The 19,176-nt window shown below is 39.5% G+C and carries 18 protein-coding genes; 2 read left to right on the top strand and 16 right to left on the bottom strand.

Annotated elements, in window-relative coordinates:
* Positions 1 to 78: 78 nt before the first annotated feature.
* Together D6853_RS03865 and D6853_RS03860 are read left to right on the top strand one after the other, a co-directional pair.
* A complete protein-coding gene (locus D6853_RS03865; protein ID WP_158588651.1) occupies positions 79 to 1,869 on the top strand; it encodes a methyl-accepting chemotaxis protein in 1,791 nt (596 codons plus the stop codon).
* Positions 1,870 to 2,006: 137 nt separating this feature from the next.
* Positions 2,007 to 3,137 carry a D-alanyl-D-alanine carboxypeptidase family protein gene (locus D6853_RS03860; protein WP_120656570.1) on the top strand — a complete coding sequence of 377 codons (1,131 nt, stop codon included), beginning with the start codon at positions 2,007 to 2,009 and terminating at the stop codon, positions 3,135 to 3,137.
* A gap of 23 nt (positions 3,138 to 3,160) precedes the next feature.
* Here D6853_RS03860 and D6853_RS03855 read toward each other — a convergent pair whose 3' ends face one another.
* The 16 genes from D6853_RS03855 to radC form a co-directional block, all read right to left on the bottom strand.
* On the bottom strand, positions 3,161 to 4,177 hold the full coding sequence (locus D6853_RS03855; RefSeq protein ID WP_120656569.1) for a tyrosine-type recombinase/integrase: 1,017 nt from the start codon (positions 4,175 to 4,177) through the stop codon (positions 3,161 to 3,163).
* Positions 4,178 to 4,398: 221 nt separating this feature from the next.
* The gene (locus tag D6853_RS03850; RefSeq protein WP_120656567.1) at positions 4,399 to 5,040 is read right to left on the bottom strand and encodes a cytidylate kinase-like family protein; all 642 of its coding nucleotides are present in this window, start codon (positions 5,038 to 5,040) and stop codon (positions 4,399 to 4,401) included.
* A 56-nt stretch (positions 5,041 to 5,096) separates the two neighbouring features.
* Positions 5,097 to 6,026, bottom strand: a complete 930-nt coding sequence (locus D6853_RS03845) for an RluA family pseudouridine synthase (RefSeq protein WP_120656565.1) — start codon at positions 6,024 to 6,026, stop codon at positions 5,097 to 5,099.
* Positions 6,026 to 6,568, bottom strand: a complete 543-nt coding sequence (gene lspA / locus D6853_RS03840) for a signal peptidase II (RefSeq protein ID WP_120656563.1) — start codon at positions 6,566 to 6,568, stop codon at positions 6,026 to 6,028. Before lspA ends, D6853_RS03845 begins: the two co-directional genes overlap by 1 nt.
* 15 nt (positions 6,569 to 6,583) lie before the next feature.
* Positions 6,584 to 7,687 (bottom strand): 3-dehydroquinate synthase, encoded by a 1,104-nt coding sequence (gene aroB, locus D6853_RS03835; protein WP_120656561.1) that lies wholly within the window; start codon positions 7,685 to 7,687, stop codon positions 6,584 to 6,586.
* A 79-nt stretch (positions 7,688 to 7,766) separates the two neighbouring features.
* Complete coding sequence (locus D6853_RS03830) at positions 7,767 to 8,291, bottom strand: cell division protein SepF (protein ID WP_120656559.1); 525 nt, start codon at positions 8,289 to 8,291, stop codon at positions 7,767 to 7,769.
* A 79-nt stretch (positions 8,292 to 8,370) separates the two neighbouring features.
* Positions 8,371 to 10,020 carry an HlyD family efflux transporter periplasmic adaptor subunit gene (locus D6853_RS03825; protein ID WP_158588650.1) on the bottom strand — a complete coding sequence of 550 codons (1,650 nt, stop codon included), beginning with the start codon at positions 10,018 to 10,020 and terminating at the stop codon, positions 8,371 to 8,373.
* An 89-nt stretch (positions 10,021 to 10,109) separates the two neighbouring features.
* Entirely contained in the window at positions 10,110 to 10,529 is a 420-nt protein-coding gene (locus D6853_RS03820; RefSeq protein ID WP_120656558.1) for a twitching motility protein PilT, read from the bottom strand.
* Between the two features lie 72 nt (positions 10,530 to 10,601).
* Positions 10,602 to 11,573 carry a D-alanyl-D-alanine carboxypeptidase family protein gene (locus tag D6853_RS03815; protein ID WP_243108288.1) on the bottom strand — a complete coding sequence of 324 codons (972 nt, stop codon included), beginning with the start codon at positions 11,571 to 11,573 and terminating at the stop codon, positions 10,602 to 10,604.
* Positions 11,557 to 11,952 carry a methylglyoxal synthase gene (mgsA, locus tag D6853_RS03810; protein WP_092247058.1) on the bottom strand — a complete coding sequence of 132 codons (396 nt, stop codon included), beginning with the start codon at positions 11,950 to 11,952 and terminating at the stop codon, positions 11,557 to 11,559. The genes D6853_RS03815 and mgsA overlap by 17 nt, the downstream gene beginning before the upstream one ends.
* Before the next feature lie 19 nt (positions 11,953 to 11,971).
* Positions 11,972 to 13,081: an FtsW/RodA/SpoVE family cell cycle protein gene (locus D6853_RS03805; protein ID WP_120656556.1), complete on the bottom strand. Its 1,110-nt coding sequence runs from the start codon at positions 13,079 to 13,081 to the stop codon at positions 11,972 to 11,974.
* A gap of 12 nt (positions 13,082 to 13,093) precedes the next feature.
* Positions 13,094 to 15,997 carry a penicillin-binding transpeptidase domain-containing protein gene (locus tag D6853_RS03800; protein WP_120656554.1) on the bottom strand — a complete coding sequence of 968 codons (2,904 nt, stop codon included), beginning with the start codon at positions 15,995 to 15,997 and terminating at the stop codon, positions 13,094 to 13,096.
* The gene (gene mreD, locus D6853_RS03795; RefSeq protein ID WP_243108287.1) at positions 15,990 to 16,496 is read right to left on the bottom strand and encodes a rod shape-determining protein MreD; all 507 of its coding nucleotides are present in this window, start codon (positions 16,494 to 16,496) and stop codon (positions 15,990 to 15,992) included. Before mreD ends, D6853_RS03800 begins: the two co-directional genes overlap by 8 nt.
* Before the next feature lie 27 nt (positions 16,497 to 16,523).
* A complete protein-coding gene (gene mreC, locus D6853_RS03790) occupies positions 16,524 to 17,390 on the bottom strand; it encodes a rod shape-determining protein MreC (RefSeq protein ID WP_120656550.1) in 867 nt (288 codons plus the stop codon).
* 2 nt (positions 17,391 to 17,392) lie between these two features.
* Complete coding sequence (locus D6853_RS03785) at positions 17,393 to 18,397, bottom strand: rod shape-determining protein (protein WP_120656548.1); 1,005 nt, start codon at positions 18,395 to 18,397, stop codon at positions 17,393 to 17,395.
* 10 nt (positions 18,398 to 18,407) lie between these two features.
* Positions 18,408 to 19,121, bottom strand: a complete 714-nt coding sequence (radC, locus tag D6853_RS03780; protein WP_120656546.1) for a RadC family protein — start codon at positions 19,119 to 19,121, stop codon at positions 18,408 to 18,410.
* Between the last annotated feature and the right edge of the window lie 55 nt (positions 19,122 to 19,176).

Genomic DNA, 19,176 nt, shown 5'->3' with positions numbered 1-19,176 from the left:
CGTGTTTTTATGCGTTTAATTTGCGCTATAATTATTTCAAGACATTGTATTTTCTTTATGGCGAAAGGGGTGCTTGAGGTGAAAAAGAATAGCGCAAAATTTAAAACAGAAGGTCTTAAGTTCTACAAACGAATAGGTTTTCAGAATTTAGCGGTTAATATCGTCATGCTTGCGATGTTCATAATAGCAATATTCACTATGGACAGTAATATGAAGAACATTATTCATATTGCAAATAATGCAAGTATCGGAGAAATAGAGCTTTTGAGTAATGAAGCACAACTCCGTGAGGGCATCATCACAATTGACGGAAATATATCAGCCCTTTTAGGTGCCGTATCTATGGGTACCAACGATCCGGCTAATTACGAAGTATATTTTCAGAATATTGATGCTGTAGAAGGTAAGATTGATGGCCAATTACAATTCATGGAGGAAAGTATATTCGTAAGTGAAGCAGCCAACGGTCCCGAGCAGATGGCTGAAGTTCGAAGGTCAACGGAAGAATATCGTGCCGTCGTTGATGAAATGATCATTGCACTTAGAGCTGCTGATGCCGCTAAATCAATGGATATATATATAAATAAATATCTAGCTGCTCAGGAAGCTACATATGCAGCATATGATGTTGCTGAAGAAACAATTTCACAATTGGCTGCTCAGCTTGAAAAATATCTTAATGCACTATATCAGCAGGCATTCAGCAAGACAATTGTTCTTGTTGTTATATTCGTTATTATCATTATTATCAGCGTTATCCTTAGCGAAACAAGAATCAGTAAGAAGATCACAAGCATTGTCGGTGAACTCCAGAAGATCATTAAAGGAATCAATGATAATGAAGGTGATCTTACCTCAAGAGTTAAGACCAAGACCAGTACAGAGCTTGGCTTTATCGTAAGCGGTATCAATAACTTTATTGAAACTCTTCAGGGAGTTATCAAGGAGGTTAAGGACGGATCCAATGTCCTTACATCTTCATCTGATTCCATGACGCTTAAGATTGAGAAGGCAAGTGATAATATCACCAATACATCGGCTGCTCTTGAGGAGTTGTCAGCAAGTATGGATACCGTTTCAACTACAGCAGATCAGATTTCCGGCAAGCTTGATGAAGTTAAGACAGCTACCGATGAGATCAGACAGGAAGCTGCAAACGGTGCTGATACTGCTGAGAACATCAAACGTGAAGCAGACGAAATTAAGAACGAAGCACTCAAAAAGAAAGAAAATACCGGAGTTAAAGTCGAAGAACTCAGCGCTGTTCTTGAGAAATCCGTTAAAGATAGTGAGAAAGTTGCACAGATCAACGAACTTACCAAGGTTATCCTTGATATCGCATCACAGACCAACCTCCTTGCTCTCAACGCTTCAATCGAGGCTGCTAGAGCAGGTGAAGCAGGTAAGGGATTTGCGGTTGTTGCTGAGGAGATCAGCGCACTTGCGGAAAACAGTAGACAGACAGCCGGCAATATCCAGGTGATCAGTAATGAGGTTACCGAGGCTGTTAACTCACTTTCAACCAATGCTATGGATGTTATCGAGTTCATCAATAACGACGTACTCAACGATTACGATACATTCGTTGAGACAAGTGATAAATATGAAAATACAGCGGTTGTTATGGATGATATCCTTGAGAAGTTCAATATGAAGGCCGATAACCTCAACAATATCATGGATAAGATGGCTGAATCTGTTGTATCCATCACTGATTCCGTTAAGGAAAGTACTCAGGCTATCAACCTTTCGGCTGCAAACTCGTCAGAGATTGTTGGTCAGATCCAGGGTATCAGCGAAGCAATGGGAGAAAACAACAAGGTTACTGAGCAGCTTAGCGATAGTACCAAGAAGTTCACGAACTTATGATTTTTTCAAGTATATAACTGCAATTTTGTTATAGAATTTTCGTTATAAAATTTTGGTGCTTTTCAATATTGAATACAACGGTCGATAGATGATACTATTGTACCGTTGTATTCTTTTTATATGGGTGGAGACTTATATTGGGTAATTATAGAAAAGCACATTACAGAAAACGAAACGGGGATAGATTGTCCGCGTCTGAATATAAAGCGCGCAGAAAAAGAGAGATTATCTTTCATTTTGCTTTGATGATCATAGCTTTAGTTTTATGCATTGTAGGACTTTTATTCCTCATAAAAAAAATAACACATAAAAAAGACGAAGTTGTTCCTCCTGACAACTCAACTCAGGAACTTACCGTTGTTGATACTATAGTAAAAAAAGAAGAAAAAAAAGAATTAAAAAAAGAAGCAGAGAATCCTATGCTTAAAAAATCCGAAGATGCTTCGGCATTTTTCGAAGGCTATGATATATCAATAAGCGATGATACCGCTTATATATCCAGTGAAAACACAATCAGCACGTACGCGCTTTTATTGGATCTGGACAACGGTAAAGTTATTGCCTCCAAAGACGGTAATGTTAGGATCAATCCGGCATCAATGACCAAGATACTGACTCTTTTGGTTGCTGTCGAGCATATCGATAATCTTGATGATACCTTCGTAATGACTCAAGAGATCGGTAATTACGTATACAGCAACGATTGCAGCTGCGTAGGTCTAAAAGTAGGAGATAAGCTTACTATCAGGGATTTATTATACGGAACGATACTTCCCTCCGGAGCCGATGCTTCCATGTGCCTTGCAGAATATGTCGCAGGCTCTCAGGAAGAATTCGTTAATCTTATGAATGAAAAGCTTGAAGAGCTGGGATTATCGGATACCGCTCATTTTACCAATTGCATCGGCATATACGATGAAGATCATTATTGTACACTAATGGATATGGCAATGATTTTAAAAGCAGCGGAAGAGAACGAGGTATGCAATGAGATACTAAACACAAGAACTTATGTGACTTCTCCTACTTCCGAGCATCCTGAAGGAATAACTATATCCAATTGGTTTTTGCGTAGGATAGAAGATAAGGACACCCATGGACAAGTAACCGGTGCCAAGACAGGTTTTGTCAATCAATCAGGTTGCTGTGCTGCAAGCTATCAGGTATCAAATAACGGTAATCATTATATCTGTGTCACTGCTGATTCATACAGCACATGGAGATGTATCTACGATCATGTGGATATATATTCCAATTATACAAGTTAAGGACCGAGTCTGGTGATTACTTATTACCTTAGCCCCTGCAAAAGAGATCTCGAATCCTTCATTGCTGTATCAGACGCTTTCGCATAGATGTTTGTCGTCTGAATACTCTTATGATTCATCTTTTTCTTAAGTAATAATATATTATTGTCGCTTGCTGCATAAAAGCTCATTGCAAAGCTTGAACGCAGCTTATGCGGCGATATGATTCTTGTTTTTTCCGGTAAACATACAGATACATACTTCTTTACAAGCATCTCTACAGCCCTTACTCCAAGTCTGTTACCCGTTGTTGTCGTAAACGCGGGAAACTTAAGAGAAGAGTTGGATAGACCATATTTTGCTTTTTGAGAAGAGAAGTAGATATCAAGATAATCCCTGCATTCGTCTGAATAATAGATTACCTGCGTATCACCGCCTTTTCTCGTAACAACAACGCTGCAATCCTCAAGATTATAGTCAATAATATCCGTATCAAGCATCTCAGATACACGAAGCCCCGTATCCAATAATAATATGAACATCGCAGAATCTCTGTCAGCATAGATATAATGGACTTTTGCAACAGAATCATGCAAATGGGTTCCGTGGCGAACAGTATCAAGCAAAATCCGCTGTTCATCGTTTGTTAAATAAATAACATCCTTTTCGGGGATTTTAATTGTCTTGGTAGCGGCTATCGGATTTCTAGATAATTTGCCTGTAGCCACGAAAAATCCGTACATACTTGAAAGCGAAGCACGTTTTCTTTTAACGGTTGTTTCTTTGTGATTGCCGGCAAGCGTTGTAAGGAATCTGTTTATATCAAGAACCTCGATATCGCCAAGATCCTTAAGAGTGATTTCCTTGATGGATTTATCGCAGTATTTAGGAAGAAAATTCGTGATAAATTCAAGATACGTTTTAATGTCACGACAATATTCAAGCTTAGTCGCATAATTTTCAACGCGGCCGAAGTTATAGATAAAGTCAGATACAAAATCAGGCAACTGAGCAAGAAGCTCGTTTATCTTATCGGAATAATTCATCTTAGAAGCAGGCATATGATTAACCCCCAAAAATTAAACATTTACAACAAAAAACCAATAAAATCGTATGTATTCTCTATAAGTGCATTATATCACACATTGTCTTTTCGTAAAACTAGAATTTTGCGAAAAAGTATATGTAACCATAAAAGGCATTTCTCTCATATGATTCTTATTTCATAGGATCAAAATGCCTTTCAATTCATATTATCAAGCAATTGTATATGCTTATCACATCATACCTTACTACTTCTTATTTGTTCGAAATCCTCAACATATTGGATAATAAATTTCACAGTGCCTTCAATGCCAAGCTTACTAGAGTTGATGCAGAGATCATAGCTGTCGGCTCTTCCCCATTTCTTGGAAGAATAGTAATTGTAATAGCTCTGACGCTGCTTATCCTTCTTATTCATCATATCTCTGGCTTTATCATCGGATTTAACATCCTCAAAACGCTCTTTGATCCTCTTTATCTTGGCATCTTCGTCACCGTATATAAAAAGATTAAGCACATTATCAAACTCACTTAACGCGTAATCCGCGCATCTTCCGACTATTACGCAAGGTCCTTCCGATGCGATCTTTTTGATGGTATCAAACTGTGCAAGAAAAACCTTATGGCTGATGGGCATATCAACAAAGCTAGATGAATTATAGCCAAATGAATATGTGTCCATAACAAGATTATATAAAAAAGAGTTTGTGGGACGCTCATCGTGATTCTGGATCATTTCCTCACAAAAGCCGCTCTCTTTTGCTGCTCTCGAAAGAAGCTCCTTGTCATAACATTTGATCCCAAAATGGTCAGCAACCATCTCTCCTATTTCTCTTCCGCCTGAACCAAACTGTCTTCCGATAGTGATAACAGTATTCATATTGCTCACCCCTTTTTTCCTCATAATATAGGCACTTTTCTTATTTTTATTTTACATTATTTGAGAACATCAAGCAAATGGCTAAAATACGCAGGTAAAGGAGCATCGGTCTCGATATACTCGCCTGTAGTCGGATGTTTGAAGCCAAGGATCTTGGCATGTAAGCACTGTCCTTGCGTTTTAAACTTGCTCTTCCTTGAACCCGCATAAACATCGTCACCCAAAAGAGGATGCCCGATATGCGCCATATGAACCCTTATTTGATGTGTTCGACCTGTTTTAAGCTTACACTCGATGTATGTAAAATTATCGCCTTCAAAGCGCTTTAAAACATGATAATGGGTAGATGCATTCTTGCCACCCGATTGAACAACCGCCATCTTCTTTCGGTCATTGGCACTTCTTCCGATAAGAGTCTCTATATCGCCCTCATCTTCCTTGATTATTCCATAGCAGATAGCATGATAAACACGGTTGACCGAATGATCCTTCAACTGATCTGCGATTTTCTGGTGTGCATTGTCATTCTTACATATGATAACCGAACCGGTCGTGTCTTTATCGATCCTATGAACGATACCGGGTCTCATAACACCGTTGATACCTGATAATTTGTCCTTACAGTGAAACATAACCGCATTTACGAGGGTATCCTTGTAATGGCCTGCAGCAGGATGCACTACCATCCCTTTTGGCTTATTGACAACAAGTACATCATCATCCTCATACAAGATATCAAGCGGTATATCCTGAGGAAGAATATCCGGTACTTCTATAGGCGGAATCTCCATAAGTATATGGTCGCCTTCTTTTACAACAAAGCTGGCTTTAACGTTCTTGTCACCTACATATACTTTTTTATCATCAATAAGCTTTTTGATATACGAACGCGAAAAGGAGTCAATAAGCTCACTTATAAGCTTATCGACTCTCATACCTTCAAATTCATCGGTTACAACATACTCGAAACGATTGTTTTCTTCCATTATTTGAATTCCTTAAACTTCTTTTGCTGTCTAAAGCTCAAAAAGCTGAAGTCATTTTCCTTGTAATAGAACAACAGAAGGATTGCAAAAAGGAATGTTGCAACGGTCACATAAATATCAGCAACATTGAATATAGGGAAATTGATAAGGACAAAATAGAAAAAGTCCACAACATAGTCATATCTTATTCTGTCAATCATATTACCCGCAGCGCCGCTCGCTATAAGGACAAGAAGAATATGCATAACATTGTACTTCTTATCATCGGGCATTCTGAAAAGAACATATGAAATTATTATAAGTATCATAACTGCGATCAAAATAAAGAAAACCTTCTGATTCTGCAATACTCCGAAAGCAGCTCCGCTGTTCTTTAAAAAATTAAGCTCAAAAACGCCGTCGATAATCTTAAACGGAGGTTTATCCTGAAGATGCTCAACCGCAAGATACTTGGTAAACTGATCCAAAAAAACAAATAATATTATCATAAGATAATCCGCTATAAGAAAAATCTTTTTCTTCTTGGACATTTTAGTATTCATCGTAAAAAAACCTCATCAATCATTATTTTCAACATAAAGAATCTCATTAAGAGCTGCCTTCATATCTTCGTCTGTAACCGAAGTATCTATAACCGCTTTGCCGAGTTTCTTTAAAAGTATAAACCTTATTTTGTCCGAATCAGCCTTCTTATCAGACTTAGTAAGCTTTATAACTTCATCTACGTCGATATCCTCAACAGAGATCGGTAGACCGAACGGAACAAACATATCTCTGATCTCATAGTACTCTTCCATTGAGATCATATCCTTTTTCCATGAAATATAAGCTGCAGCTACAGAACCGAGAGCAACACATTCGCCGTGTGAAAGCTCAAAATTCTTGGCTTTTTCAATAGCATGTCCCAAAGTATGACCGAAGTTAAGAAGTGCTCTGTCACCCTTTTCAGTGGGATCCTTCTCTACTACTCTCCTCTTTATATCACAGCTCTTTGAAACCATCTCTGTAAGAACATCAATATCTCTCTCGCAAATCTCATATAAATTATCGATAAGCCATGTGTAGAAATCGGCGTCCTTAATAAGACCGTGCTTCATTACTTCTGCAAATCCCGATATATACTGACGATCATCAAGGCTCTTAAGTGTCAAAATATTCATATATACGAGCTTTGGCATATGGAAAGCGCCAATCATGTTCTTATAGCCTTTAAAATCGACGCCTGTCTTGCCGCCAATACTGCTGTCAGTCTGAGCAAGAAGCGTTGTTGGTACCTGAACAAAAGAAATACCTCTAAGATAATTTGCAGCCGTATAACCTGCCATATCTCCGACAACTCCGCCACCGAGAGCTATTATAAGATCATGTCTGTCAAAATGATTAAGTATGAGCTCCTCATAGATCTTCTCTATCTCAGAAAGATTCTTATTGCTCTCTCCTGCAGGAATAACACACTTTATAACTGCAGATGAAATAGGCGTGATCAGCTCTTCTATTTCCTTGGCGTATAGCTTATCGACGTTAGAATCCGTAATTATCGCAAATTTTCTTTTCTTAAATCCAAGCTCTTCCAAGGCCTGGGGAAATCCTTCAAAGCTATGTTCAAAAATTATGTCATAGCAGGGCTTTTCCTGATAGTTTACTGTGAGAGTCTTCTCCATGATGTCTTACTCCTTAAAATAAATAGATATAGAAAAAAGCTGTTGACCGAAAAAAATCCGTCAACAGCCTCATCTTGATTTAATCAATCTGTTGTGGTCCTTCTGAAATACCGCCTCCGAAGCCGCTGAGAAGATTCTGGAAATCTCCCGAAATATCAACGGATGCAGGTGTAATGATAAATATATATCTTGAAATCTTCTGAAGATTTCCGGAAATAGCAAATGTGGAACCTGAAGTAAAGTCAATGATTCTCTGTGCAATATCAACATCAAGGCCTTCAAGGTTAAGCACAACAGTGCGGTTTGCTAAAAGAGTCTCTGTGATCTCTCTGGCGTCCTCAACAGTTGTAGGCTTGATAACACAAACCTCCATTCCGGCGCCGCTAAGATTCTTTCTCTTGGAAGGAACAACTCTGGGAGCAGTTTTTTTGGTCTTTTCTTCACTGATCTCGATACTCGGATCGTCCTTACCTATCGGAGCTGAATTACTTAATGATTCAATTTTGGAACTGCTATCATAATAGCCGTCATCGGAATCGTAATATCCGCTTTCATCGTCCCCGGTAAGCTGAATTGCTTTTAAAAACTTGTCCATTACGTTCATAATATCAAACTCCTAACTCTTATTATTCCCAACAAAATCCCATATAATATTAACGTAGTTTTACATAAAAAGTCAAATTTTATTCTGACTTTTTTTCAGATTTTTCAGCCGTGGAGTTGTCTGAAGTATCATCGGACGTTTCTTCGCTAGCTGCTTTGAAACTTCCGTCAGAGGAATCAGACGAACTTTCGTTTTCTTCAGTGCTTGCATCCGAAGATTCATCAGCACTTTCCTCAGAAGCTTCCGATACTTCCGAGCTATCTTCCGATGCATCTTCATTATCTGAGGCCTGAGCCGCAGATGAATCATCGCTCTTATCAGATTTGTTCTTGTTATCTACGGTAGCCGAATCAAGAACTATGTAGTCATAAGTATTAAGTCCGTACATAGTATTCGATCTGACTATCGAATACTCATCATTCTGATAAAGGATCTTGATCTGTCTGAAATCGGCATAACCTTTATTAATATTATATACTCCGATCAGGCTATCTGTCTTGCTAATTGTAAATCTATCGTTGGAATCAGGTTTTATCAGTATATCTCCGGGTCTAAGTACATCGGTATCGATATAATAATCAGTCTCTGTTTCGTTATAGATCGACATATTCATGAGCTCTGAAGTCTCATTGCCCTGCTCGTCGTACTTATCTTTCAAAACAGCAAAGGTATTATCGTTATTCTTGATAACGTATTCCTTGGGTACAATGAAAAAGTTCTTATTCACAATAGCGGAATTCGGAATCTTAAGCCCCTTCTCATCTTCGGTGATAAGCTCGACATTCAGAAATCTGTCCCTGCAGAAAGTGATCATTGAATTGGTAAAAGTCAACATAACAAAATTGTCGCCGTCGGCGTTGGTAAATGTTGAAACCTTACCGTATGATTCATCCTGATTCTTGATAAATCTAACCTTTATATACTCTCCGTTTTGCTCCTTCTCAACCATCTGAGCAAATTTATCGGGATCTTTCTCTTGAATAATTATCGACCAATCTTCATCTGTACAAAGCTTATATATAGCATCTCCGGATTTTACAGGATCAGCAGGATTAGTAAGCTGTTTCTTTTCATATTTGGACTGATCGAATTTATCGGCAGTCATATCGTTAAGAGTCAGATCCTCATAACCATCGGTTGAATAAACAACAATTCCTGTATCCTGAGCGGTCTTATAATTGATGGATTTTAACTCACCGCCACCTTCGTTAAGTGATTGAATATTCTCCAAGATACTGCTGTTTGCAAGCTTCTGCACGGTTCCGTCAAGACTGATCTTAAAATCATAAACCGTATTGAATTCATGAGGATCAAAAGAAGAATCGAAATATACTATCTGTGACCTAAACTCCGACATATCTTCATCTCTGAGAACCACTTCTTCGGATCCCTGTGATTTAAGATATTCGAGAAGCTGTCCCGATTCATCCACCGTATATACGAGGTTACCAACAGCAACTCTGCTTCCTTCCGTTTGGAAATAGTTTATATAACCTGCAGTATCGGCAGGAACGATAACTTCTTTTCTGACCGCAATTGCCTCATAAATGTTGTTGGTCGACAATGAGCCTTCAATAACCTGATATCCGACAATATGGTCTTTTCGCATGTAGGTGATAACACTGATAATGATATAAAGTGCCATAACGGCAAAGAATATCATACCAATGTTGATGTTATTCAGATTTTTGGGATACCTTGTAATCTTACGGCTACCGTTATCAGCCATTTTGCACAACCTTTACGAATAGATTCTTTATAACAAAATAAATTTATAAGCCGCGGGGTATTTCCGCGGCTTATATTCTAATACTTTAATTAAAGTGAAATAACTACTTTGGATTTGACACCTTCAGGAAGCTCAGACTCGTCCATTGAGAGGCTGAGAACAAAATCAATATTAAACTTCTCGCTGAGTTTTTCAAGCTTATCAACAGTAGCGCTGATGTCTTGACCTTCTAAACAGGAAATTTTGAGGAAGCTGTCAAAATACATTTGCTGGAGATCGTGGTCCTGAGATATGATACCACTTACGAAGCCAATAAATTCTTCAGAATTAGAAATCATAAATTCCGGTACTACAATGAGGCGAATCTTGTTATTAAGCTCATACATGTGCTTGGTGTTCTTATCAAGAAAGGCTACTGAGCCGAGAACATTCTTAACCTCAGTATTAACCTTGTCCAATAAGCATTTGGTCTTTCCTTTACCCTTTTTCCCAACAATTAACTGAACCATCGGCATACCCTCCTGCAAGTAAGAATTTTATAGATGAATTAATTATAAAATATTACCCGCTAAAAGACAACCTTAACCTACTATTTCCTCGAGCAAACGAGCCATGTCAGTATAAAGAACTCCGGCGTCCTCATCACGCATAATTACAGCGATGTAGGGGTCTCCGTTGGTGTCCTTTGCAAGAAGTATGAGGCAGTGACCGGCGGCATTTGTTGTACCCGTCTTTCCGCCAATAACAGTAACTCCTTTTGGCGCGGATTTGGAGCCTGAAAGGAAACCGTTGGTATTCTTAACGGTTATATCCTTGGTTCCGCCCTTTCCGTCCTGGTAAGTCGTCGTATACTCGGTCATATTGATGATCTCGCTGAAAGTATCATACTGCATAGCCGCATTGAATATCAGATACATATCATATGCGGTCACATAATGATCATCAGCCGTAAGACCGTGCGGATTTTTAAAATTGGAATTGGTAGCACCGATATTTACAGCTTCTTGATTCATGAGTGTAATAAAATCCTCGCCCGAAGGGCCTGTAATATTGGATGCTATAAGATTGGCTATATCATTGGCGGAATAGATCAAAAGAAGGTGAAGGGCCTGATCAAGCGTCATCTTGTCGCCCTCTTTGAGATTAACCTTCTGTGCTCCGCTCTCATTGACATAAACATCGGATTTGGCAGTAAGAACCTGGTCCAAAGAACCGTACTTAAGCGCAACATAAGCAGTCATGACCTTGGTTAAACTGGCCGGCATGACTCTTAAATTGATGTTTTTGGCATATATAGTTTCTTTTCTTGTCAGGTCAAAAAGACCCGCACTTGCCTTTTCGTATATCTCGAGATCCGAATCCGAAGGCTTAACATCTTCATCCGCAACACACAGATCAGAAGCAAAAGTCGGATAAATAAGCTCATCTCTTTGTGATGAAGCAGATTCATCCACTGAATATTTAGCGGAATATGGAACTCCTTTACATCCGGTAATCAAAAGTATCGTAAGCGCAAGCACCATACAAAAAACACGCTTACTTGTACATCTCACGCCACTCAAGATCTCCTCTGTCCAATGATTTGATTAAAAGCTCTGCAGAAGCCAGATTGGTCGCAACAGGAATGTTGTGCATATCACATAAAGTCATAACATTGTTGATATCCGGCTCATGGGACTTAACAGTGAGAGCATCTCTAAGGAAAATAACAAGATCGATCTCATTATGCTCTATTGCTGCGCCAAGCTGCTGTGCACCACCTAAGTGCCCTGCAAGATATTTGTGTATACTTAAATTAGTAACCTCTTCAATAAGTCTGCCTGTTGTGCCTGTGGCATACAGATCATTCTTACTAAGGATTCCTCTGTAAGCAATGCAAAAATTCTGCATCAGTTTTTTCTTAGCGTCATGCGCTATAAGTGCTATATTCATCTATAAACACCCTCCCCGATTAATACTTATTACTTTGTAATCTGACATTGAGTACAAAGCCTATTCCCGCAAACATTGCGAGAAGTGAAGTCAGTCCTTGACTGACAAAAGGAAGCGGAAGACCTGTATTGGGCAAAATACCCGTTGCAACACCGATATTAAGGAATCCCTGGAAACCGATCCAGCCTCCTACTCCGGCAGCAATAAGCTCTCCTGCTTTGTCTCTGGCTTTCATCGAAATCATAAAGCATCTTATCGATATCATCAGAATAGCTAAGACTACAAAACATGCTCCGATAAAACCAAACTCTTCCCCTATAACCGTAAATATAAAATCTGACTGCGACTCGGAAATAAATCCGCCGTTAAGTACAGATGTTATCTCATTGGTATTGTATCCTTTACCGTACAATTGCCCTGAACCTATGGCCATCATAGAATTGAGCGTCTGATAAGCCTCTTGGTTGGCGTAATCCTCAGGATGAAGCCAAGCGAGAATACGTCTCTGCTGGTAATCACCAAGCAAAAAGCTACTGCCCTGTAAAGCATTGTAGATCACAAACAGTACTGCGGGCACAGAAATACCCAAAACTGCTCCGACAATCTTCCAATCGATCCCCGCAACAAAGATAATCGTGCAAAAAACTAGCATTATCAAAATACATGTGGATAGATCGGGCTGCTTATAAATCAGTAAAACCGGCGGTCCCAGAAGTATAAGACATATCACGATAAAGCCAAAGGATTTAACTTTATCTTTATATTTCATGATAAACTGCGCAAAAAATAAAATCAATAATAATTTAGCAGCTTCCGAAGGCTGAAACCTCACTCCCAGCACGTCAATCCATCGCTGTGAACCATTGAGCTTTTTACCCAAAGGTGAAAGTACAAGGCCCAGAACAACTACATTTGCCATGTAAAAAAGCGGATATAACTTGAGGATAACGCTGTAATCAAGGAGCGAGATACCTATCATAAGGAACAAGCCGAAAGCCAATCCACCGATCTGCTTGTAAATACTGGAGGGACTTGCTGAATTTACGGCCATGGATCCAAATATCGTAAGCACAACAACGCAAAGTACCAGGAAAAAGTCATATTCACTTAATTTGTATTTCTTGAACATTAAAAACTCCTTTTAATCTGCGTTTGCTGCGCCATCCTGCAATGTCTGAGCCGTTCCGGAAAGAAGCTCATCCTCATCCTTAAGCTCAAAGTAGTACTCAAGTACTCTCTTTGTAATCTCAGCAGCGTAACTTGATGTGTAACCGTTGGCAACTCGCGTTGCTACAGATATCTGCGGTGCCTCATATGGCGCATAACAAACAAAAAGCGAGTGGTTAGGTTTATTGGTCTCCTGCGCCGTACCTGTCTTACCTGCAACATTTATATCAAGATCATCATAGATCTTCTTAGACTGAACAACCTGTCTCATTCCGAGATGAATCGCATCCCAATAAGCCGACGGCATATCAACTGTATTTCTGACCTGAGCATCATAGGTTTCAAGTACATTACCCTTTGAATCCGTAGTCTTATCAAGCAAGGTCAGATTATAACATGTACCGCTGTTGGCAACAGTCGTAACGTACCTTGCAAGTCCCACTGTAGTATAGTTGGCGGAACCCTGACCGATTGCAGAACGAACAGAGTCGGTATCTGAAACCTGGGGCTCAGACTCTGTTATCTCAACACCCGACTTATCCGTTAGTCCATATAAGCCGGCATATTTAGCAAGCTTCTGCAAACCGATCTCAGATGAATACGAATCACCGACCTGACCTTGTACAAGTCCCAATCTATAACCCACTTCATAGAAGAATACGTTACATGAATTCTTTATACCGCCGGTAACGTTAAGCGCACCGTGACTACCCGGATAAATCCAGCATTTAGGCGGTCTGTCCTCAAACTTAGTGAATATACCGCCGCAATGAATTGTCGAGCCTGTAGTTATAACACCTTCGCAAAGTCCCGCAGAAGCAGACACCATCTTGAAAGTTGAACCGGGCGCTGTCTTCTGCATCGTTGCATAATTGATAAGCGGTTTTGACTTGTCATTAAGCAGTTTCTTATAATACGCTGAATCTACACCGTTAGCCATCTTGTTGTTGTCATATCCGGGATATGTAACAAGAGCACGTACATCACCGGTATTTACATCCGTAATTACTATGGAGCCGGTACAAGGATTAAGCGCTAGCTGAGCGGGAGTAATATCGATATTTTCGATTCTCTTTTTCATAAAACCAAATGCCGACTCTCCGCCGCGCTCCCAAAGACCGCGTTCTTCATCATCAAGCGAAACAACCTCCTGCTCAAGCAAAAGATTACATACCTGCGTTCCGCTGACTCTGTCCTCAAGCAAAAGATACTTATAAAGCCTTGCCTCAAACTCCAAATCCGGTGAGACTTCTATGCCTTCGGAAGTAACCTTTTCACCTGCAAGCTCATCCGCGATATAATCAACTATCTGAGCAAATACCTCCTCCGAAGAAGCATACTGATTATCGAGATGAAGCTTGGAAACATCAATCCAACCTTTGGCATATGCATATTTAAGGTACTCGGAAAAAGACACACTCTCTTCGAGATGATATGCCTTGTACATTTCATCTTCTTTATCCATCTTTTCCGAATTAAAAATTTCAGCTTCAAGCTTATCGGTAACATGAGTAATATACCACTTGTACTCTTTTGACAGATTCTCGTAAGGAGTCTGCTTTTCAAGCATTTCAGTCTTGATAGAATTAATGGTCTCTTCTTTTTTGGTTAAAAAAGTCTGATAAACAGCCTTCTCTGTTTCTTTGGCGTCATCCTTGGCAAAGTGAGTAATATCAACAACATGATTTTCAAAGATTGAAAAATACACATCATAGATAGGAATTGGCAGATTACTAGAACTCAAATTTGCATTATCGGGATTAGCCTTAATATTCTGGATCTTTCTGACAAGGATACCGGCAAGTGATTGTTCGAGAATATCGTAGCATGCCTCGGTAAGATCCTTATCGATCGTAAGCCATACGTCATTACCCGCAACGGAATCAACAATATTGCTTTGTTCGATTGTTCGACCGAAACTGTCAACATATAAAGTCTTAGAACCCTTTATTCCCTGAAGAACACTCTCCATAGACTGCTCTATGCCAGACTGACCGACAATATCATTGGAATCATATCTGGGGTTTTCCTTTACAAGCTCTGCGAGCTGATCTTCTGTAACCTTACCCGTATACCCAAGCAAATGTGAGAAATACTCGGAATCCGGATAATATCTTGCATAACTAGGCTCAATAGCAACACCGTCAAGCTGTGTTGCATTTTCTTTTATATCTACAACGGTCTGATCGCTTACATCTGTAGCAACCGTCGTCGCAATATACTTCTGATAGTTATTGTTGTACATTTTGTATCTGACAATAGCTATATTAAGAACTCTTTCTTTTGAATAGCCCTTTCCGGGAACAAACTTAGAGGTTAGTCCTGAACCTTCGGTCTCTCCGATATCAAATTTCTTGCAAAGATAATCGATAACCTCTTCGGCTGACTTGGTCTTCTCCTCGTACTTAAGCTCATCAGTCTTTACATGACCGTAGACATCGGCAAGGAAACGTAGAAGCGCCGATCCCGAATATATGAACTCATAATTGTTACTGTCTGAGAGCATAATACCAAAGTCCTGATCCACACTGTCGCCGTTGGACTCTATGATATCGATCACGCTGTTAAGAGTTGTATTGATCGCTTTGTCCTTACCTTTACTGGGTTTATAGACATCCTCAATAGTAACCGAATTGGCAAGCTTATTGTAAGCAAGAAGCTCGCCGTTTACATCATAAATACACCCTCTTGCAGCGGGAATGGTCTTTTCCTTTTTGATCTTAAGCTGGAAAGTATCCAGATAATAGCTACCTTTAACGATCTGCAAAGTAAAAAGTCTATAGATAGTAATTCCCGTCAAACATACAAGAAGAACACATACAATAACTGCTCTTGACGTTATGAACTTAATAAAACCGTCTTTAATATTTTCAAACAAATTTCTTAGCGCTCCTTTGTTCTCTATCATCAATCTTGTTATTGATCTTCAAGATGAGCGGATAATATAAAATAGCTATAAGCGCGGTATATACCACCTCGGGTATGATGATATTCATCATATAATATCCGATATCAAACTTATTTCTAAACATAAACAAAAGCACATAGCATACCATGCCGTAAACAAAATCAGCAAGTGTGATAAAGCTTATGGGAATCGCAAGATTCTGAGAATAAAAGATCTCATGAAGCTTACCTATAAGGAATCCTATGTACATAAAAATCAGTGCATAAAAGCCTAAATGCGCCCCAAAGAAAATATCATACAGAAGTCCGCAAAAAAAGCCGGATATGAGTCCGGCCTTATCTCCTTTTATAAATCCGAAAGATGCGGTATATATAATAATAAGATTAGGAGTAATGCCGCCAAAATCCAAAGCACGAAACAGCGTTGTCTGTAAGATAAAGGACGCCAATATGAATATTAAATTAATCAAAACACGTCTGATATTCATATACGTACATTAATTCGCTTTCATTTTTAATTCAGTGATAACGAGCACTTCACTGAGATGTTCAAAATCAACTACAGGCTGTATTGTGCCTGATTTGGTAAGGTTATTCGGATCATCGTTGATAGATTCGATGTATCCGATAAGAATGCCCGGAAGATAATTCGAGCTTATGTTGGAGGTAACAACTTTGTTGGTCGGAGTTACCTTATCAAGATCGTCTTTAAGATATGAAAATGTAATCACACCGTCCTTGTATTTCTGAAGATCTCCTTCAACCACAAGATTATCTTCGGTAGACAAAACCATACCGCTGACCGCCGCGTTATCCGAGATGATACTCTCAACCTTGGACCACTCGGGACCAACATCTATGATCCTGCCAACAAGTCCTTTTCCGGCGATAACATTCATATCAACTTTAAATCCATCATCAGAACCCTTGTTAATAATAAAAGTCGAATACCAGTTACCAGGATCTTTACCGATTACTTTGGCACCGACCATCGGATAATCCGAATATTCAGATTTAAGCTCAAACAACTCGCGAAGACGGATAAGCTCGTATTTATCCTGCTCAAGAGCTGTATTCTTAGTCATAAGCTCATCGTTTTCTTTTTTTAGCTTTTCGTTTTCATCAAGAAGCTTTGTTATGGACTCAAGTCTGTCACTTGTATTCTTAAGCTTCGTACCGACTTTGGTAATCCCCTTTTGAAAAGGCACAACAAAAACACCTGCAAACGAATTAAGCGGTCCGGAAAACAGGTTTGTATTAAAAGTTATTAAAATAAGTGCAGAACACAGCACTGTTAAAATAAAGAGGAGATATTTACTCGGAAGAGTAAATTCTTCTCCTCTTCTTTTGATTATGGGACTCATTATTACTTATCCTCTTCGATTCCGTAAGCAAGAACCTTGTACTGATCCTCCTTGATGATCTTGGCAAGACCAAGAGCAACCGATCCGACAGGATTTTCAGCAATATTTACATTAAGACCTACACCGTTTGAAAGTCTCTGAGCGAGATGGCATACCTGTGAAGCACCGCCCGTAAGATAGAGACCGTGCTTAAAGATATCGGCAGCAAGCTCCGGAGGAGTCTTCTCAAGTGTAGCCTTTACATTATCAAGTATCTGGTTAAAGTTCTCTACAAGAGCACTGTTGATAAGCTCTGTAGGAATCTGTCTCTCAACAGGAAGACCTGTAACGATATCTCTACCGTAAACAACAGCGTCCTTACCCTCTTTTTCAAAATCTTTAAGAGCGATCTTAACGTTCTCGGAAGTCTTCTCACCGATAAGAAGGCCATACTCCTTACGAACGATATTTCTGATAGATTCATCAAACTTCTTGCCGCCAACCTTGATAAGCTTGCTGACAACAATACCTCTGAGTGAAAGAATAGAAATCTCTGTTGTATCATATCCGACGTTAACAACAAGAACACCCTGAGAGTTCATGACATCGATGTTCATTCCGAGTCCGTCTGCAAGAGGCTTCTTGACCATCATGATCTTCTTGGCCTTAACACCCGCATCATTGATAAGATCGTGGAAAGCACGTCTCTCAACTTCGGTTACATCCTTGGGAACGGCGATATATACTTCGCAAGGCTTAACGGAGCCCTTCATCTGATCTGTGAGAAAGAGCTTAACTAAAGTCTCCATATGCTCGATATCGGCAATAACACCGCTGTTCAAAGGATAGCTGATCCTGATCTTATCGGGAGCCTTTTCATACATGTCGTATGCGGAATTACCGTAAGCGAATACATTAGTCTTGTTTTCGATAGCTATCATATTCTTTTCAACTGTCAGACCATCCGCATCTCTGTTATAAATCTTGATGTTACTGGTTCCAAGGTCGATTCCAAAAATATTACTCAAAACTTCCTCCTTATTGCCACAACAGCCCTTTTTCTTCAAAGCTGTAATATGACTTATCTCCAATGATTATGTGATCTCTAAGTGTGATATCAAGCATATTGCCTGATTCACGGATCTTGTTGGTGATGGCTACATCCGCCCTGCTGGGAGTCGGATCGCCTCCCGGGTGATTATGAATAAGTATCACACCCGATGCACCTGTCTTAAGAGCATGCATATAAACATCTCTCGGCGATAAAGATGCCGAATTGACAGTCCCTATAGACAAAAGACATTCATCAATAAGTCGCAACTTGTTGTTAAGACAAAGCAATATAACCTTCTCCCTCTCTTCATGCCTTAGCTTTTCCATATAGCAAAGAGCAACTTCAGAGGGCTTACAACAATCAAACGACAATGACGCGCTTCTCGTCGACATGCGCATAGCCATTTCGGCTATACATTTAAGCTTTACCGCTTTTACTTCACCGATTCCGTTTATACGCTTTAGTTCATCCAAAGAGACTCTGTATAAACAATTAAGCCCCTTTTCCTTACCTCTGCCAAGAGCAAGAACATTTCTCGCAATATCAACGGGAGAAGATGTATTGCTACCCGTTCGTATCATAATCGCAAGAAGCTCTGCATCAGAAAGAGACTGAGCACCAAAACGCATAAAGCGTTCATAAGGAAGCATGTCAAAAGACGCGCTCGCACCTTTATTGTCAAATGTATGTGTTTTCATAAGATTCCTCCCAAACTGAATATCAATTATTCATCGCTTCCGGGCGACAGAAAGG

The organism is Butyrivibrio sp. X503, assembly GCF_003625475.1.
Taxonomy (GTDB): domain Bacteria; phylum Bacillota; class Clostridia; order Lachnospirales; family Lachnospiraceae; genus Butyrivibrio.
The sequence above is the reverse complement of the archived record's forward strand: the minus strand, read 5'-3'. Positions and strand labels throughout refer to the sequence as shown.

Coding starts and splice junctions, on each gene's coding strand:
- D6853_RS03855 (WP_120656569.1), bottom strand. CDS start 4,177: ATGCCTGCTTCTAAGATGAATTATTCCGATAAGATAAACGAGCTTCTT.
- D6853_RS03850 (WP_120656567.1), bottom strand. CDS start 5,040: ATGAATACTGTTATCACTATCGGAAGACAGTTTGGTTCAGGCGGAAGA.
- D6853_RS03845 (WP_120656565.1), bottom strand. CDS start 6,026: ATGGAAGAAAACAATCGTTTCGAGTATGTTGTAACCGATGAATTTGAA.
- lspA (WP_120656563.1), bottom strand. CDS start 6,568: ATGAATACTAAAATGTCCAAGAAGAAAAAGATTTTTCTTATAGCGGAT.
- aroB (WP_120656561.1), bottom strand. CDS start 7,687: ATGGAGAAGACTCTCACAGTAAACTATCAGGAAAAGCCCTGCTATGAC.
- D6853_RS03830 (WP_120656559.1), bottom strand. CDS start 8,291: ATGAACGTAATGGACAAGTTTTTAAAAGCAATTCAGCTTACCGGGGAC.
- D6853_RS03825 (WP_158588650.1), bottom strand. CDS start 10,020: ATGGCTGATAACGGTAGCCGTAAGATTACAAGGTATCCCAAAAATCTG.
- D6853_RS03820 (WP_120656558.1), bottom strand. CDS start 10,529: ATGGTTCAGTTAATTGTTGGGAAAAAGGGTAAAGGAAAGACCAAATGC.
- mgsA (WP_092247058.1), bottom strand. CDS start 11,952: ATGAATATAGCACTTATAGCGCATGACGCTAAGAAAAAACTGATGCAG.
- D6853_RS03805 (WP_120656556.1), bottom strand. CDS start 13,081: ATGTTCAAGAAATACAAATTAAGTGAATATGACTTTTTCCTGGTACTT.
- mreC (WP_120656550.1), bottom strand. CDS start 17,390: ATGAGTCCCATAATCAAAAGAAGAGGAGAAGAATTTACTCTTCCGAGT.
- radC (WP_120656546.1), bottom strand. CDS start 19,121: ATGAAAACACATACATTTGACAATAAAGGTGCGAGCGCGTCTTTTGAC.